The organism is Comamonas antarctica (assembly GCF_013363755.1).
GTDB lineage: Bacteria > Pseudomonadota > Gammaproteobacteria > Burkholderiales > Burkholderiaceae_C > Comamonas > Comamonas antarctica.
Window position 1 is genome coordinate 3720745 of sequence record NZ_CP054840.1, and the last position, 16809, is coordinate 3737553.

General features: G+C 66.5%; 15 protein-coding genes. 10 read left to right on the forward strand and 5 right to left on the reverse strand.

Going from position 1 to position 16809, the window contains the following annotated elements; genetic code table 11:
* Positions 1-59: 59 nt before the first annotated feature.
* From HUK68_RS17300 to HUK68_RS17310, 3 genes are all read right to left on the reverse strand, one after another.
* Positions 60-1385 carry a flagellin N-terminal helical domain-containing protein gene (locus tag HUK68_RS17300; protein WP_175505304.1) on the reverse strand — a complete coding sequence of 442 codons (1326 nt, stop codon included), beginning with the start codon at positions 1383-1385 and terminating at the stop codon, positions 60-62.
* A 265-nt stretch (positions 1386-1650) separates the two neighbouring features.
* The gene (locus HUK68_RS17305) at positions 1651-2865 is read right to left on the reverse strand and encodes a flagellin N-terminal helical domain-containing protein (RefSeq protein WP_175505305.1); all 1215 of its coding nucleotides are present in this window, start codon (positions 2863-2865) and stop codon (positions 1651-1653) included.
* Between the two features lie 244 nt (positions 2866-3109).
* Entirely contained in the window at positions 3110-4291 is a 1182-nt protein-coding gene (locus tag HUK68_RS17310) for a flagellin (protein ID WP_175505306.1), read from the reverse strand.
* Between the two features lie 306 nt (positions 4292-4597).
* On the opposite strand from HUK68_RS17310, the gene HUK68_RS23440 reads away from it, so the two are divergent.
* From HUK68_RS23440 to HUK68_RS17360, 10 genes are all read left to right on the forward strand, one after another.
* Complete coding sequence (locus HUK68_RS23440) at positions 4598-6175, forward strand: flagellin N-terminal helical domain-containing protein (RefSeq protein WP_175505307.1); 1578 nt, start codon at positions 4598-4600, stop codon at positions 6173-6175.
* Positions 6176-6322: 147 nt separating this feature from the next.
* Positions 6323-7183 (forward strand): flagellar motor stator protein MotA, encoded by an 861-nt coding sequence (motA, locus tag HUK68_RS17320; RefSeq protein WP_175505308.1) that lies wholly within the window; start codon positions 6323-6325, stop codon positions 7181-7183.
* A 12-nt stretch (positions 7184-7195) separates the two neighbouring features.
* Positions 7196-8119 carry a flagellar motor protein MotB gene (motB, locus tag HUK68_RS17325; protein ID WP_175505309.1) on the forward strand — a complete coding sequence of 308 codons (924 nt, stop codon included), beginning with the start codon at positions 7196-7198 and terminating at the stop codon, positions 8117-8119.
* A 71-nt stretch (positions 8120-8190) separates the two neighbouring features.
* Positions 8191-8577: a chemotaxis response regulator CheY gene (cheY, locus tag HUK68_RS17330; RefSeq protein WP_175505310.1), complete on the forward strand. Its 387-nt coding sequence runs from the start codon at positions 8191-8193 to the stop codon at positions 8575-8577.
* A gap of 3 nt (positions 8578-8580) precedes the next feature.
* Complete coding sequence (locus tag HUK68_RS17335) at positions 8581-9225, forward strand: protein phosphatase CheZ (protein WP_175505311.1); 645 nt, start codon at positions 8581-8583, stop codon at positions 9223-9225.
* A gap of 294 nt (positions 9226-9519) precedes the next feature.
* Positions 9520-10674 (forward strand): EscU/YscU/HrcU family type III secretion system export apparatus switch protein, encoded by a 1155-nt coding sequence (locus tag HUK68_RS17340; RefSeq protein WP_175505312.1) that lies wholly within the window; start codon positions 9520-9522, stop codon positions 10672-10674.
* Positions 10671-12773 (forward strand): flagellar biosynthesis protein FlhA, encoded by a 2103-nt coding sequence (gene flhA / locus HUK68_RS17345; protein ID WP_175505313.1) that lies wholly within the window; start codon positions 10671-10673, stop codon positions 12771-12773. Before HUK68_RS17340 ends, flhA begins: the two co-directional genes overlap by 4 nt.
* Positions 12770-14323, forward strand: coding sequence for a flagellar biosynthesis GTPase FlhF (gene flhF, locus HUK68_RS17350; protein WP_175505314.1), 1554 nt, complete (start codon positions 12770-12772; stop codon positions 14321-14323). Before flhA ends, flhF begins: the two co-directional genes overlap by 4 nt.
* Positions 14316-15107 (forward strand): hypothetical protein, encoded by a 792-nt coding sequence (locus HUK68_RS17355; protein ID WP_175505315.1) that lies wholly within the window; start codon positions 14316-14318, stop codon positions 15105-15107. Before flhF ends, HUK68_RS17355 begins: the two co-directional genes overlap by 8 nt.
* A 5-nt stretch (positions 15108-15112) precedes the next feature.
* Positions 15113-15826, forward strand: a complete 714-nt coding sequence (locus HUK68_RS17360; protein ID WP_175505884.1) for an RNA polymerase sigma factor FliA — start codon at positions 15113-15115, stop codon at positions 15824-15826.
* Between the two features lie 254 nt (positions 15827-16080).
* Here HUK68_RS17360 and HUK68_RS17365 read toward each other — a convergent pair whose 3' ends face one another.
* Together HUK68_RS17365 and flgM are read right to left on the reverse strand one after the other, a co-directional pair.
* Positions 16081-16452 (reverse strand): hypothetical protein, encoded by a 372-nt coding sequence (locus tag HUK68_RS17365; protein WP_175505316.1) that lies wholly within the window; start codon positions 16450-16452, stop codon positions 16081-16083.
* Between the two features lie 11 nt (positions 16453-16463).
* Positions 16464-16790, reverse strand: coding sequence for a flagellar biosynthesis anti-sigma factor FlgM (gene flgM, locus HUK68_RS17370; RefSeq protein ID WP_175505317.1), 327 nt, complete (start codon positions 16788-16790; stop codon positions 16464-16466).
* Positions 16791-16809: the final 19 nt, after the last annotated feature.

Here is a 16809-nt window from a genome sequence, read left to right on the forward strand (position 1 = left end):
CTGTACGCGCCCGTCGACCCCGGGCCGCAGCAAACGAGTACAGGGGAGACGAAAAGCCTTTAGCGCAGCAGCGACAGCACGCTTTGCGGCAGCTGGTTGGCCTGGGCGACCATGGCGGTGCCGGCCTGCTGCAGGATCTGCGCCTTCGACAGGTTGGCGGTTTCCACGGCGAAGTCGGCGTCGGTGATGCGGCCGCTCGCGGCCTTGATGTTTTCGTTCTGGATATCGATGTTTTCCACCGACTTCTCGAAACGCGTCTGCAGCGCGCCCAGGTCGGCACGGGCGGAATTGACCTGATCGATGGCGCTGTCGACGCGCTTGAGCGCATCCCAGGCACCGGCCTGGGTGGCAACGCTCAGCTTGGCGATACCCTTCTGGTCGGCGGCCGCCACGGCGGTGAAGGTCGGGGAAGCCGCCATGCCGGTCTTGGCGGGCTCATTGCCGCCGAACACCACGGCCTCGGGCACGCCCGCCGCGGTGAGTTTTTCGGACAGCAGCGTCATCGTGCCCTTCTCGGCGTCGACGAAAGCCGTGACGCCGGTATCGGCGGTCTTGGCATTGATGGCGGCGGCCAGCTGGCCCATGCGTTCCTTGGCGGACGAAGCGGCGGGCATGCTGTCGAGCTCGATCTTGCTGCCGGAGCCGACGGTGATCGACAGCGGGCCGGCGGTCGCGGCGGCCGCGGCGGCGGTCGCCGCTGCCTGCAGCGGAGTGCCGCCGGCATCCGAGTTGGTACCGCCGCCGGCGATGTGGGCGGCCAGTGCGGCATCTGCCGCGGTCTTGGCGCTGTCCAGGTCGGCCTGGTTCAGCATCGGCTTGTCGAAGTCCGTCAGGCCGGCAAAGGTGACGTCGGCCTGGTTGTAATTCACGCTCGACAGGCTGCCGGCCGCGGCATTGGTGATGCCGCCCACGGTGATGTTGTCGCCGGCATTCGCGCCGACCTGGAACATCGCGCCCGCAAACGAGCCATCGAGGATCTTGGTGCCGTTGAAGCTCGTGGTCTTGGCCACGCGGTCGATTTCGGAGACCAGCTGCGTGACTTCGGATTGCAGCGCTTCGCGGTCGGACGTGCTGTTGGTGGCGTTGCTCGATTGCACCGCCAGTTCGCGCACGCGCTGCAGCATGTCGCCCACCTTGCCCAGCGCGCCTTCGGCGGTCTGCGCCAGCGAGATGCCGTCGTTGGCATTGCGCGCGGCCACGGTGAGACCGCCGCTTTGCGCCTTCATGCGCTCGGAGATGGCGAGGCCCGCGGCATCGTCCTTGGCGCTGTTGACGCGCAGGCCCGAGGACAGGCGCTGCATGGACGTGCTCAGCGAGCTGCCCGACAGGCTCAGATTGCGCTGGGCGTTGATCGACGCCACGTTGGTATTGATGGTCATTGCCATGCTGGTACTACTCCTAAGATGCGATTGCTATCAGCGCCTATCTGCGCCGGCGACATGCCTGTTTTCCTTGCGGCGCTGGTTGCGACCACTGACTTCTATATCGGTTGTCTGCTGGGGCGCTTGAGGCTTATTTGCATGTCGACCCCCTGATTTCCGTGAGCCTTCGCGGCGCTCGCGAATGCCGGGCCCGAACGCAAGAAAAGCCTTGCGCGCACGCAGCGCAGCAAGGCTTTTCGGGGCGGTGGCGGCCAGTGGACCGCGCGGCTTATTTCAGCAGCGACAGCACGCTTTGCGGCAGCTGGTTGGCCTGGGCGACCATGGCGGTGCCGGCCTGCTGCAGGATCTGCGCCTTCGACAGGTTGGCGGTTTCCACGGCGAAGTCGGCGTCGGTGATGCGGCCGCTCGCAGCCTTGATGTTCTCGTTCTGGATGTCGATGTTCTCGACCGACTTCTCGAAGCGGGTCTGCAGCGCGCCGAGATCGGCACGCGCCGAGTTGACGCTGTCGATCGCGCTGTCGACCTTCTTCAGCGCCAGCCAGGCATCGGACTGGGTGGACACGGAGATGCTGTTGATGCCCTTCGCGGCCAGCGTGCCGGCCGCATTGCCGGCCTCGAACGCGGTGTTGGCCACCGTGTTGGCGGTGTCATCCAGCCCCGTGGCAGCGGCCGTGAAACCGGTCAGCGTGATCGCCTCGTCGGCGTTGTCGCTGCGCAGCTGGATCTTGTCGTCCTCGAGGAAGGCCGTGACGCCGGTGTCGGCGGTCTTAGCGTTGATCGCGGCGACGATCTGGCCGGCGCGTTCCTTGCCGCTGCCGGCGGCGACGATCGCACCAAGATCAACGCCGTTGACGGTCAGATCGCCGCTGTCATAGGCGGTGTCGTAGCCGTCGGCGGCAGGGCCGGGCGTCGCGCCGACGGCGGCGGCGATATCCGCGACATCGCCCGCCGTCTGGTAGTACTTCACGTTGGCCAGATCCGCCGCCTTGGCATTGGCGATGCCGCCCACGGTGATGTTGTCGCCGGCATTGGCGCCGACCTGGAACACGCCGCCCGAGAACGAGCCGTCGAGGATCTTGGTGCCGTTGAAGGTCGTGGTCTTGGCCACGCGGTCGATTTCCGAGACCAGCTGCGTGACTTCGGCCTGCAGCGCTTCGCGGTCGGTCTTGCTGTTGGTGGCGTTGCTCGACTGAACGGCCAGTTCGCGCACGCGCTGCAGCATGTCGCCCACCTTGCCCAGCGCGCCTTCGGCGGTCTGCGCCAGCGAGATGCCGTCGTTGGCGTTGCGGGCCGCCACCGTCAGGCCGCCGCTTTGCGCCTTCATGCGCTCGGAGATGGCCAGGCCGGCGGCATCGTCCTTGGCGCTGTTGACGCGCAGGCCCGACGACAGGCGCTGCATCGAGGTGCTCAGCGAGCTGCCCGACAGGCTCAGGTTGCGCTGCGCGTTGATCGATGCGACGTTGGTGTTGATGGTCATTGCCATGGTGTCTGCTCCTGGATGCGGTTGCGTTCAACATTCAGCACGGTGGGCCTCTTGCATGCCGGGCCTGGCGCTGTACTCGTTGGCAGGATCGTTTCCTGCCGCTGAATGTTTTTTCGGACGATTGCGTCCGGGCTTGAGGACTTTTTTGCGCTCTGCGGCAAGAATTTGCGGCGCCAATGCAAAAAAGCCTTGCAGCACCAGGCCTGCAAGGCTTTTTGCAAGGCGGACCCGAAGGCCGCCCGGTTTACTTCAGCAGCGACAGCACGCTTTGCGGCAGCTGGTTGGCCTGGGCCACCATCGCGGTGCCGGCCTGCTGCAGGATCTGCGCCTTGGACAGGTTGGCGGTTTCCACGGCGAAGTCGGCGTCGGTGATGCGGCCGCTGGCGGCCTTGATGTTCTCGTTCTGGATGTCGATGTTTTCCACCGATTTCTCGAAGCGCGTCTGCAGTGCGCCCAGGTCGGCACGCGCCGAGTTCACCTGGTTGATCGACTCGTCGATCTTTTCCAGCGCCACCCAGGCACCGGCCTGGGTCGAGATATCGAGCTGGTCCAGGCCCTTGGTGTCGGTGCTGGCGGCGGTCGTGGTCACGGCGGTGGCCAGGCCCAGGCCGGTCTTGGCGGCAGTGGTGCCGGCGGTGGTCAGGGCGGTGCCGGCCAGGGCTTGCGCCGCATCCTTGTCCGACAGCAGCTTGACGCTGTAGCCGGTCGCGGTTTCCGTCAGGAAGGCGGTCACGCCGGTGTCGGCGGTCTTGGCGTTGATCGCCGAAACCAGTTGACCGGCGCGCTCCGAGGCGCTGCCCGCGGCTGCCAGCTCGTCGAGATCGGTGGTGCCGATCTTCAGGCCGGTCACGGCCACGCTGAAGTCGAGCTTGTCGGTGTCGATGGCCAGCGTGGCTTCGAAGTAGTCGACCTTGCCCATGCTGTCCACCTTGGCGTTGGCAATGCCGCCCACGGTGATGTTGTCGCCGGCATTCGCGCCGACCTGGAACACGCCGCCGGCAAACGAGCCGTCGAGGATCTTGGTGCCGTTGAAGGTGGTGGTCTTGGCCACGCGGTCGATTTCGCTGCTCAGCTGGCTGACTTCGGCCTGCAGGGCTTCGCGGTCGGTCTTGCTGTTGGTGGCGTTGCTCGATTGCACGGCCAGTTCACGCATGCGCTGCAGCATGTCGCCGACCTTGCCCAGCGCGCCTTCGGCGGTCTGCGCCAGCGAGATGCCGTCGTTGGCGTTGCGGGCCGCCACCGTCAGGCCGCCGCTTTGCGCCTTCATGCGCTCGGAGATGGCGAGGCCGGCGGCGTCGTCCTTGGCGCTGTTGACGCGCAGGCCCGACGACAGGCGCTGCATGGAGGTGCTGAGGGAGTTGCCCGACAGGCTCAGGTTGCGCTGCGCGTTGATCGATGCGACGTTGGTGTTGATGGTCATTGCCATGGTGTCTGTCCTTTAACCGAGCCTGCCGTTGATTCCTCAGCACCGGCATCGTGGCCGCTTGCTGTCCATGCTTTGGTTATCGGAGGTCCCGCAAAAAGCTTGAGGGCTTTATTGCAATTTTTTCGCCGGCCCGGGCTTGCGCGCCCTGCGAAGCGGCGAGAAGGCCGGTTTTCCGGGTTTTTATCCCCGTGCTGGCCAAGGGGAGAAGCGGGAAGAATCCTTTCATCGCTAGGGCTGCCTGTCGCGCAACCGAGTCCGTAAGGCTTTTGTAGCGATGCAACCTTGCCTTTCTGAAGGGACCCCGTCATGGCCGCAACCATCAATACCAACATTGCCTCCATCAATGCGCAGCGCAACCTGAGCCTCTCGGCCAGCTCGCTGGCAACGTCCATGCAACGTCTGTCTTCGGGCCTGCGCGTCAACAGCGCGAAGGACGATGCGGCCGGCCTGGCCATTTCCGAACGCATGAACACCCAGGTCAAGGGCCTGACGGTGGCCGCGCGCAATGCCAACGACGGCATTTCGCTGGCGCAGACCGCCGAAGGCGCGCTGGGCAAGGTCGGCGACATGCTGCAGCGCATGCGTGAACTGGCGGTGCAAGCCAGCAATGCCACCAACAGCAAGAGCGACCGCACCGCGCTGCAAGCCGAAATGACCCAGCTGGGCGCGGAAATCGACCGCGTGGCCAAGCAGACCAATTTCAACGGCCAGAAGATCCTCGACGGCTCGTTTGCCGGCGCGGTGTTCCAGGTCGGCGCGAACTCGGGCGACAACGTCACGCTGGGCGCGCTGGCCGATACCCGCTCGAGCAAGATCTCGACGGTCAACTACGGCGCCACCGCATTGACCTTCAATGTCAGCGACACGCCCACGCCGGCGATTGCCAACTACAACCAGGATGTCGCCGCCGGCGCGCTGAAGATCCAGGTCGGCAGCCAGGTCATCGACCTCGAAGCCCTGCCCGCGGCCACCAGCAGCCTGGAGCGCCTGGGCCAGACCGTCACCGCCATCAACAACAAGTCGGCGGACTCGGGCGTGACCGCCTATATGAGCCTCAAGCCAGGCACCAGCGAGTACGAGATCCATCTCGTCTCGGACCAGGTGGATGGCGACAACCAGCCGCGCGCCGTGGCCTTCGTCGGCTTCAATGAAGCCACCACCGGCATCGGCCAGCCAACGGGCAGCACCCGCACCATCCTGTCGACCGAAGCCGGCGTCACCACGGCGCTGGCCGCATTGCCGGCCACGGCCACCGCGGGTGCGGGCGGCTTGGCGGCGGACACCGCCAAGTACAGCGACGTGGCCACGGCCATGGGCGACCCGGCGGCCACCACCACCCCCAAGGTCAGCAAGACGGTAGAGCCCCTGGCTTCGGCGCTGACGGCCTACAACGCCGCGTTGGCAGCTGCGATCGACAACGGCACCACGCCGGCAACGCTGGACATCGCCGCCGCCAACAAGGCGTTGGCCACGCTGCAGAGCGCGTATGCAACCAACATCCAGGATCTCAACGTCGTGACCAACGACGGCCTGGGCATTGGCAGCGCGCAAACCATCACCAACGAGCGCGGCCTGGACAACATCGACATCACGACCCAGGAAGGCGCCTGGGTCGCGCTGAAGAAGATCGACAGCGCGATCGACCAGATCAACGGCGCGCGCGCCACGCTGGGCGCGATGCAAAGCCGCTTCGAGACCGCGGTGACCAATATCGACATCCAGGTGGAGAACCTCTCGGCCGCGCGCGGACGCATCGTCGATGCCGACTTCGCCCAGGAGACCGCCAACCTGTCGCGCACGCAGATCCTGCAGCAAGCCGGCACGGCCATGGTGGCCCAGGCCAACCAGCTGCCCCAGCAGGTGCTGCAACTGCTGCAGAGCTGATACGCCCGGGCTTCCCGCCAAGGCGCGCGCCGCGGGGCTGCGCGCCTTTTTACGTGGCGCGGGCGCCCGCCGGTTCCAGCGAACAGCGCAGCTTTCCCGGCGTTTTTCGGATGTTGGACACGACGTCCCCTTTGACACAATCCTCCCATGCTTGTCATTCTTGGTTTCATCATTGCCTTTGCCTGCGTTTTCGGCACCTATGTGCTGCACGGCGGCAATATCGGCGTGGTCGCGAAGGCCCTACCCTTTGAAATGCTCACCATCGGCGGGGCGGCGCTCGGGGCGTTCATCGTGGCCAACCAGCCCAAGGTGATCAAGGCCACGCTGCGCGCGCTGCCGGCGGCGTTCAAATCGTCCAAATACAACAAGGAGCGCTTTCTCGAGCTGATGGCGCTGCTGTATGAAATCCTGCAGAAGGCGCGCAAGGAAGGCCTGATGTCGGTGGAATCCGATGTCGAGGCGCCGCTCGAGTCGCCGATCTTCGCCAAGTACCCGAACGTGCTGGCCGATGTGCATGTGATGGAGTTCCTCACCGACTACCTGCGCATGATGGTCTCGGGCAACCTGAATGCGCACGAGATCGAGTCGCTGATGGACAGCGAGATCGAGGCCCATCACCAGGAGGCGCATGCCCCGGTCGCGGCGCTGGGCCGCATGGCCGGCGGCCTGCCGGCGTTCGGGATCGTGGCGGCGGTGCTGGGCGTGGTGAACACCATGGGCTCGGTGGGCCAGCCGCCGGCGATCCTGGGCGCGATGATCGGTTCGGCACTGGTCGGTACCTTCCTCGGGATCTTGCTGGCCTATGCCGTGGTCGAGCCGATCGCGGGCCTGATCGAGCAGCAGACGCAGGACGCGGCCAAGGAATTCGAGTGCATCAAGACCACGCTGCTGGCCAGCATGCAGGGCTACAACCCCGCGACGGCGATTGAATTCGGCCGCAAGGTGCTGTTCTCCACCGAGCGTCCAGGCTTCCTGGAGCTGGAAACCCACGTCAAGGGCAAGAAGTAAGCCCTCCCCATCATGGCCGACAAGAAACTCCAACCCATCATCATCAAGCGCATCAAGAAGGCCAGCCATGCCCCGCATGGCGGCGCCTGGAAGATTGCCTATGCCGACTTCATGACGGCGATGATGGCGTTTTTCCTGTTGATGTGGCTGCTGGGCTCGACCGCCAAGGGCGACCTGCAGGGCATTGCCAACTATTTCAACGCGCCGCTCAAGGTGTCGATGCAGGGCGGCGACGGCTCGGGCAACAGCTCGAGCATCATTCCCGGCGGCGGCAACGACCTGTCCAAGGTGCACGGCCAGGTGCGGCGCTCGGAGTCGAGCGAGACCGCCGACCGCAAGCAGAGCCTGGACGCGTCGCGTGCCGAGCGCGCGCGCCAGGATGCGGCACGCATCAAGGCGCTGCAGGTCAAGGTCGACAACCTGATCTCGGGCAACCCCAAGCTGGCCGAATACCGCGCCCAGATCCGCGTGCAGGTCACGCCCGACGGCCTGCAGATCCAGATCGTCGACGAGCAGAACCGGCCGATGTTCGACAGCGGCAGCGCCATCGTCAAACCCTACATGCAGGACATCCTGCGCGCCGTCGGCGCCGCGCTGGGCGAGACCGAGAACCGCATCAGCCTGGCCGGCCACACCGATGCCGCGCCCTATGGCAACGGCGACCGGGGCTACAGCAACTGGGAGCTTTCGGGCGACCGCGCCAATGCCTCGCGCCGCGAACTGATCGGCGCCGGGATGCCGGCCGCCAAGCTGGCGCGCGTGGTCGGCATGGCCGAAAGCGATCTGCTCGAGCCGGACAACCCGCGCGCGCCGCAAAACCGGCGCATTACCATCACCGTCCTGACCCGCGAAGCCGAAGAGCGGCTGCTGGGTAAAGAGCACAAGCCTTTGCCCGTCGCGGAAAAGCACGACAATCCCCCCGCTGGCACGCAATAGCATCCACTGGTCTCGCTTGCTGCCGAATATGTCTTTCTCCCCAGAGCACATCACGACCGAAAGGGTCTCACGTGGCTAATGCCTTGCGTTTTTTGATCGTCGACGACTTCTCCACCATGCGCCGCATCGTGCGCAACCTTCTCAAGGAAAGCGGTTTCCCCGAGGCGGATGAGGCGGAGGATGGCGTCGTTGCGCTGCACAAGCTGCGCAACAGCAAGTTCGATTTCGTCGTCACCGACATCAACATGCCCAACATGAACGGCTTCCAGCTGCTCGCCGAAATCAAGTCGGACGAGAAGCTCAAGCATCTTCCAGTGCTGATGGTCACGGCCGAAGCGCGCAAGGAAGACATCGTGGCCGCGGCGCAAAACGGCGCGGCGGGCTATATCGTCAAGCCGTTCACCAAGGCCACGCTGGAAGAAAAGGTCGGCCTGATCCTGAAGAAGCTGGGGCTGTAAACCATGGACAGCAACACGCCTGCCGAGCCCGGCGAACTGCATTACAAGATTGGTGTGCTGACGCGTCAGCTGCACGATTCCCTCAATGAGTTGGGCTTTGCCGACCGGCTGCGTGGCTCCATGGACGAACTGCCCGACGCGCAGAGCCGGCTGTCCTATATCGCCCGGCTCACGGGCGAGGCCGCCGAGAAGGTGCTCAACCGCGTCGAGCAGGCCAAGGCGCAGCAGGCCTACATCGCCGAGGAAACGCGGCGCATGGTGGCCGCGTTGATCAAGGATCCGGTGGCCGCCGTCGCCAAGGGCGACATCATGAACTTCCTGACCGACATGGAAGCGGTGACGCAGAAGGCCGACGAGCACCTGACCGAGATCATGATGGCCCAGGACTTCCACGACCTGACCGGCCAGGTGATCGGCCGCGTGGTGAATCTCGCGGCCAATCTCGAGGACCAGCTGGTGCAGATGCTGATCCAGACCGCGCCGCCGGGCGGCGTGCCGACCGCCATCGCCGCCGCCCCCGTGGCCGTGGCCGCGGCCGCCGTCGCCACTGAATCGCTGGCCGGACCGGTGGTCGATCCCAGCAAGGCACAGGATGTGGTGACTTCGCAGTCGCAGGTGGATGATCTGCTGGCGAGCCTGGGGTTCTAAGCTGCGTCTTTCATCCTAGGACAGGACGTTCATCCTTCGACCGGGCCGCGCAGGCAAGCTCAGGACGAACGGGTAAATTTTTACCGCTCGCCCTGAGCGTGTCGAAGGGCGCCCGAGCACCCTGCGCTTGTCGAAGGGCCTGAGCTGCGTCGAAGGATGAAGGGCCAGAACGCGAGTCAAATGGCTGCGCCACGCCCCCGGCACGGCTGAACAGCGGCGTTTCGCCGCTTCTTTTCCCCCTTTAGCAAAAACAGCCCCTGGCGACAATGGCGGTGACCTTCCGTCATACCCGCCATGGACTCCAGCCAAGACAAGAATCTCCCCGCCACCGAGCGCAAGTTGCAGAAAACGCGCAAGGATGGCCAAGGTGCGCGCTCGCGCGACCTGTCGCATCTCGCGATCCTGGGGATGGGTGCGGTCGCCATGCTGATCGGCGCGCAGCCGCTGATCAATCACCTGAAGCTGGCCTTCATCCACCAGTTCTCGTTCAACGCCCAGACCGTGCAGACGCCGGCGCTGATGCTCGAGCGCCTGCTGCAGATGGGCAGCGTCGGCCTGGTGGCCTGCGTGGTGTTCGCGCTGGCCACGATCGCCGCGGCGCTGGTCAGCGGCATCCTGGCCGGCGGCTGGATCTTCAGCTTCACGCCGGTCATGCCCAAGTTCAGCCGGCTCAACCCGCTGTCGGGCGTGGCGAATCTCTTTTCCAAGCAGCAGATGGTCACCGTCGTGAAGATGGTGCTCATGACCATCGTGCTGTCGTTCATCGGCTGGAAGTACCTGTCGAGCGGCCTGGAGGACATGGCGCGCGTGGGCAGCCAGCCGTCGCCGATGGCGCTGGCCATGGTCGGCGAGTGGCTGGCCGGCGGCGTCGGCATCATGCTGCTGGTGGTGTTCCTGGTGGCGCTGGTCGACGTGCCGCTGCAGGCCTTCCTGTTCAAGTCGCGGCTGAAGATGTCGCACCAGGAAGTCAAGCAGGAACACAAGGAATCCGAAGGCAACCCCGAGATCAAGGGCAAGCTGCGCCAGAAGCAGCGCGAGATCGCCAACCGCGCCAGCATCCAGGCCGTGCCCAAGGCCGATTTCGTGGTCATGAACCCGACCCACTACGCCGTGGCGCTGCGCTACGACGAAGCCAGCATGGATGCGCCCCAGGTCATCGCCAAGGGCACCGACCTGCTGGCGCAGAAGATCCGCGAAGTGGCCACGGCGCACGATGTGCCGGTGCTGCAATCCCCGATGCTGGCGCGCGCGCTGTATGCGCACGCCGAGCTTGACCAGTCGATTCCCGCGCCGCTGTTCACCGCGGTCGCCCAGGTGCTGGCCTACGTCTATCGCCTCAAGGCCGCGCTGCGCGGCGAAGGCCAGATGCCCCAGGCCCTCGACGAAGTCCCCGTTCCCCCTGAACTCGACCCGCACCAGCGGTCGGCCCCACAAGGCAGCGCGACATGAACTCCTCGATGAAATCCCTGCAGGCCCTGGGCGGCAAATACGGCGCCGCGGCGCAGGGCCTGTCGGCCCCGCTGCTGGTGGTGGCGATCCTGGCGCTGATGGTGCTGCCTATCCCGCCCTGGCTGCTCGACACCTTCTTCACGCTGAACATCGCCGTCGCGCTGATGGTGATGATGGTCGCGGCCTACATGATCCGCCCGCTGGATTTCGCAGCGTTCCCGACGGTGCTGCTGCTGACGACGCTGATGCGCCTGTCGCTCAACGTCGCCTCGACGCGCGTGGTGCTGCTCGAGGGCCACACCGGCCCGGGCGCGGCCGGCGCGGTGATCGAGGCCTTCGGCCACTTCCTGATCGGCGGCAACTTCGCCGTCGGCCTGATCGTGTTCGCGATCCTGGTGGTGATCAACTTCGTGGTCATCACCAAGGGCGCGGAGCGCATTGCCGAGGTCTCGGCGCGCTTCACGCTGGACGCGATGCCGGGCAAGCAGATGGCCGTCGACGCCGACCTGAACGCGGGCCTGATCAACGAGGACGAAGCCAAGCGCCGCCGCGCCGAAGTCGGCGAGGAAGCCAACTTCTTCGGCTCGATGGACGGCGCCTCGAAGTTCGTGCGCGGCGATGCGATCGCCGGCATTCTGATCCTGCTGCTGAACATCGTCGGCGGCTTCATCATCGGCATGGCCCAGCACGGCCTGTCGGCCGGCCAGGCCGCCGACAACTATGTTCTGCTGGCCGTCGGCGACGCGCTGGTGGCGCAGATTCCCGGCCTGCTGATCTCGGTGGCCGCGGCCATGGTGGTCTCGCGCGTGGGCAAGGGCGAGGACATGGGGCGCCAGATCATCGATCAGCTGTTCATGTCGCCGCGCGTGCTGGCCGTGACCGGTGGCGTGCTCGCCGTGCTGGGCCTGATTCCCGGCATGCCCCACATCGTGTTCCTGGGCATGGGCAGCGCGCTGATCTATGCGGCCTGGGTGCTGGCGCGCCGCCAGCAGGCCGAGAAGGCCGCCAAGGCCGCCGCGCCCGCGCAGCAGCAGCAGGCGCCGGCCGGCGACTCCGGCGAAGCCAGCTGGGACGACCTGCAGCCCGTGGACCTGCTGGGCCTGGAGCTGGGCTACCGCCTGATCGCGCTGGTCGACAAGAAGCGCCAGGGCGACCTGCTGACACGCATCAAGGGCGTGCGCCGCAAGTTCGCGCAGGAAGTCGGCTTCCTGCCGCCGGCCGTGCATGTGCGCGACAACCTCGAACTCAAGCCCAGCGCCTACCGCGTAACGCTGCGCGGCGTGAGCATCGCCGAAGGCGAGGCCTTTCCCGGCATGTTCCTCGCCATCAACCCCGGCGGCATCAGCACGCCGCTGATCGGCACCCCGACCACCGACCCGGCGTTCGGCCTGCCCGCGCACTGGATCGACGAACGCCAGAAGGAAGCGGCACAAATGGCGGGTTTTACCGTCGTTGATTCCGAAACCGTGATGGCCACGCATTTGTCACACTTGATGCAAGTGCATGCGGCCAAGCTCCTGAGCCGCACGGAGACCCAGCAGCTCGTCGAACATGTCGCGCGCCAGGCTCCCAAGCTGATTGAAGAAGTGGTTCCGAAAATGGTGTCGATCTCAACCTTCCAGAAAGTGCTCCAGCTGTTGCTGGAGGATGCGGTGCATATCCGCGACATCCGCACCATCATTGAAACCCTGGCCGAGCATGCACCGCAGACCCAGGATCCGGTGGAACTGGCCCGCCGCGTGCGCATTGCGCTGTCGCCGGCCATCGTCCAGCAGATCTACGGCCCGACGCGCGAGCTTAACGTGATCGCCATCGAACCCGGCCTCGAGCGCCTGCTGGTGCAGGCCCTGGGCAATCCCGCGGCGCCGTCGCTGGACCCGGGCGTGGCCGAGATCCTCACGCAAAAAGCCGCCGACGTGGCGCAGAAACAGGAAGAGCTCGGAATGCCCGCATGCCTGCTGGTGCCCGACTCGATCCGCAACGCAATTGCCCGGCTGTTGAAGCGCGTGGCGCCGCGTCTCCAGGTGCTCTCCCATAGCGAGATCCCCGAGACGCACACCATCCGCATTGGCCCCATTCTTAAAGGTGCATCCGCATGAACATCCGCCGCTTTACCGCCCCCACCTCGCGCGAGGCCCTGGCCAAGGCGCGCATGGCCTTTGGCGATGGCACGCTGATCCTGTCGAACCGCGCCACGCCCGAGGGCGTCGAGGTCACGGCCACCGCCGAGGACTCGCTCGAGCAGCTCGATGCCGGCGTCGCCACCAGCTCGCCGCTGCAGGCCGCGATCGAGAAGCGCGCCGCCGACGAGGTGCGTGGACTGCCCGCGCGGCCGCGCACGCTGTCCGCCGCCGTGACGCAAGCCGCGGCCGCGGCGCCGGCCGCATCCGCCGAAAGCCTGGCCAGGTCGCCGCTGCGCCAGTCGGTCGAGGAAGACGCCACCCAGCTGGCCATGAGCACGCTGTCGTTCCAGGACTATGTGCGCGAACGCATGCTGCGCCGCCGCCACGAGAACCTGCATGGCGAGCCCGCAGCCGCGCCCGAAGCCGCGCTCGAGCAGGAACTGCCGACCTTTGCACAGCGCGCGCGCCAGCTCGATGAACTGCGCCGCGAACCCGCGCCGACCCCCGCGGCCGGCGTAGCGCGCCACAATCCGCTGCGCAGCCAGCCCGCGGCCGCCCGTGCGCAGGCCGCGCCCGCTGCCGCGCCGCAGGTCATGATGGACGAGCTGCAGTCGATGAAGGCGCTGATCGAAGACCGCTTCAACACCCTGGCCTGGCTGGGCCAGGCGCGCCAGAGCCCGCTGCAATCGAACCTGATGCTCAAGCTGATCCGCGCCGGCTACTCGCCCGCGCTGTCGCGCCTGCTGCTCGAGAACCTGCCCGGCAACTGCTCGCCGGCCCAGGCCGTGCGCTGGCTGATGGATGTGCTCGAGCGCAACCTGCGCACCAACGCGCATTCGGCCCCGATCTATGAACAAGGCGGCGTGTTCGCGCTGGTTGGCGCGACCGGCGTCGGCAAGACCACGACCACCGCCAAGCTCGCGGCCATGGCCGCGCGCATCCACGGTCCGCGCGAAGTCGGCCTGATCACGCTCGACACCTACCGCGTCGGCGCCCATGAACAGCTGCGCGCCTACGGCCGCATGCTGGGTATCGTCGCCCACCAGGCGCACGACCGCGCCGCGCTGCACGACCTGCTGGGCCTGCTGGCGAACAAGAAGATGGTGCTGATCGACACCACCGGCGTCGCGCCGCGCGATCCGCGCAAGGACGACATCCTCGAGGTGCTCGACCTGCCCGGCGTGCAGCGCATGCTGGTGCTCAATGCCAGCAGCCAGGGCGATTCCAACGATGAAGTGCTGCATGCGTTCAAGGCCGAAGGCTGCCAGCAGGTGATCCTGTCGAAGGTCGACGAAGCCGTGAAGCTCGGCCCCTCGATCGACACGCTGATCCGCCACCAGATGCAGCTGTGCGGCGTGACCAACGGCCAGCGCGTGCCCGAGGATTGGGAAGCCGCCGACGCGCACCAGCTGGTGGGCGCGTCGATGCGCGCCGCATCGCGCTCGGCCTTCGATCCCAAGGCCATCGAACTCGACTTCTTCTTCACCCAGTCGAGCCAGGTCGACATGGAGTTCGAGCATGCTTGACAGCGCCAACCAGGGCAGCGGGCTGCAATCGGCGGCCGCCTGGCAGGAACTGCAGGTCTGCGCGATTGCTTACTCGGCGACGGCGCCAGGCTCACCGCTGCTCTGGCCGCTGAGCGCGCAGCTCCAGCAGCTCGGTTATCCGGTGCTGGTGCTCGATGCAAGCCAGGCCGAAAGCGCGGACGCGCCAGGCCTGCGCGACCTGCTGTCCGAGCCCGCCTGGCAAGCCACGTCCCTGGGCCCGCGCCCCGCGCAGGCCTCGGTGGCCGCGCTGCCCGCGGCGCTGGGGCTGTCGCAGCTGGACGGACTCGAATCATTGCTGACCTATGCCCGCCGCTATGCGGTGGTGATCCTGCATGCGCCCGTCGAACAGCTCGCGCCGCTGCTGCAGGGCCATGCCACGCGCCCGCTGCTGCCGCTGGACATGCAGCCGCGCGGCATGGTGCGCAGCTACCGCCAGATCAAGCACCTGGCGCTGCATGCCGGCCTGTCGTGCATCGTGGCCGGCGCCGCGGCGCCGCATGAAAGCTTTGCGCGGCGCCACGCCGACACGCTGATGGCCTCGCTGGCGCAATGCGCCGAACGCCACCTGCGCATGCAGCCGCTGTGCACGCGCACCGACCCGGGCTCGGCGCAGGACCTGCGCCGCCTGGCACTGCTGCTGCTGGCGCATTCCGCCACGCTGACACCGGGCCTGGCCGCGGCCGCAACGCTGACGCCGGGGGCGGCCATGGCCGCCCGTGTCGCGCCGGCGCCCGTCTTCTTCCAACCTGCGTGGAATCTATGAACGCCATGTACACCGCCAACGGCCAGCTCGAACGGAACGCCCTGATCCGTCAGCATGTTCCCCTGGTGCGGCGGATCGCGCACCACATGATCGCCAAGCTGCCGCCCAACGTGGCGCTCGACGATCTGATCCAGGTCGGCATGATCGGCCTGGCCGACGCGCTGTCGCGCTATGAAGCGGCGCAAGGCGTGCAGTTCGAGACCTTTGCCTCGCAGCGCATCCGCGGCGCGATGCTGGATGAACTGCGCGATGGCGACTGGATGTCGCGCAGCTCGCGCAAGAGCCAAAAAGACATCGAACAGGCGCTGCGCCGGCTCGAGCAGAAGCTCGGACGCAGCCCGCTCGAGTCGGAGATCGCCCACGAACTGGGCATGCCGCTCGACGAGTACCAGTCGCTGCTGGGCAAGGTGCGCGGCACCCAGCTGGTCTACCTCGAAGACATCGCGCCCGGCGATGACAGCGACAGTTTCCTCGACCGCCACGTGGCCGATGAAAGCGCCGATCCCATGGCCCTGCTGCGCGACCAGCGCCTGCGCAGCGCCCTGGTCGAAGCCATCAAGGTCCTGCCCGAGCGCGAGCAGTACATCATGGGCATGTACTACGAGCATGACATGAATCTCAAGGAAATCGCGGCCGTGCTCGGCGTGACGGAGTCGCGCGTGTGCCAGCTGCACAGCCAGGCGATCGCGCGGCTGCGGACCAAGATGCGCGCGCATTAATGTGAAGCACCCCCTGAGGCGCTTCGCGCCTTCCCCCTCTCATCCTTCGGTGGAGGGGGACGGCAGCCTCGGTGCGGGGCGGCCCTTCCTCGCTGCCCCCTTGCTGGGGCACGCCAGTTGCAAAGGCTGTGGACTGTGCCGAAGCCAGCCTTAACCCTACCCCAGGCCTGTCAGACGTCGAAGTAAGTTGGCCAATGAAAAACGCAGCCCTCGGGCTGCGTTTTTTCTTTGGTGCGAATGGGAAAAAATCGGTCTCAACTGGCGCTGCGGTAGATGCGTGCCGGTCCCGTGCGAGCCGTGCGGCCGGACAGGGATTCATAGGTGTGCGTGGCGGCCTGCGCCGGCAGCAGCGTGGCGACCTTGGTGCCGGTCAGGGCGCTGGCGCGCGCGAGTTGCTCGCGCAAGGGGCCGATCTGGCGGCCGACGGCCTCGATGCGCGCGCGCAGCGCTTCGTCGAGCAACTGGCCGCTGCGGCTGTGCTGCTGGCGCAGCACGGCCAGCGACATGAAAGCGTCGCGCAGGTCAGTGCTGCGCGCCTCGAGCGCGTTGGCATCGGTGCCGGTCAGCGCGGCCGACAGCGCCAGCAGCGCGTTCTCGGCCTGGGCCAGGGAATCGGTCAGTTGCATGGAGCCAAGCCTCAGGCCGAGCGCGTTGCCATCGAATGCGCGAGGATTTCGCCGGTGTTGGCCAGCAGCTTGTCGGCAATGGCTTCGGCGTTGAAGCTGAAGGTGCCGTCGGCAATCTTCTTGCGCATGGCCTCGACTTGGTCGGCGTTGAAGTCGGTCTGGGCCCGGCCGGCGGAATCCAGTGCCTTGGCCGAGTTCGAAAAGGACACGCCAGCGGACGAGGTCGCCACCTGGGCGCCCTTGGCGGCTTCTTCAGCGGCGGGACCACTGGTCTTGGCCTGCTTGGCGGCCGATGCCAGGGCGGCAGCGGTCAGCTCCGGTTTTTGTCCAACTTTCATTTATTTCTCCACGGCCCCA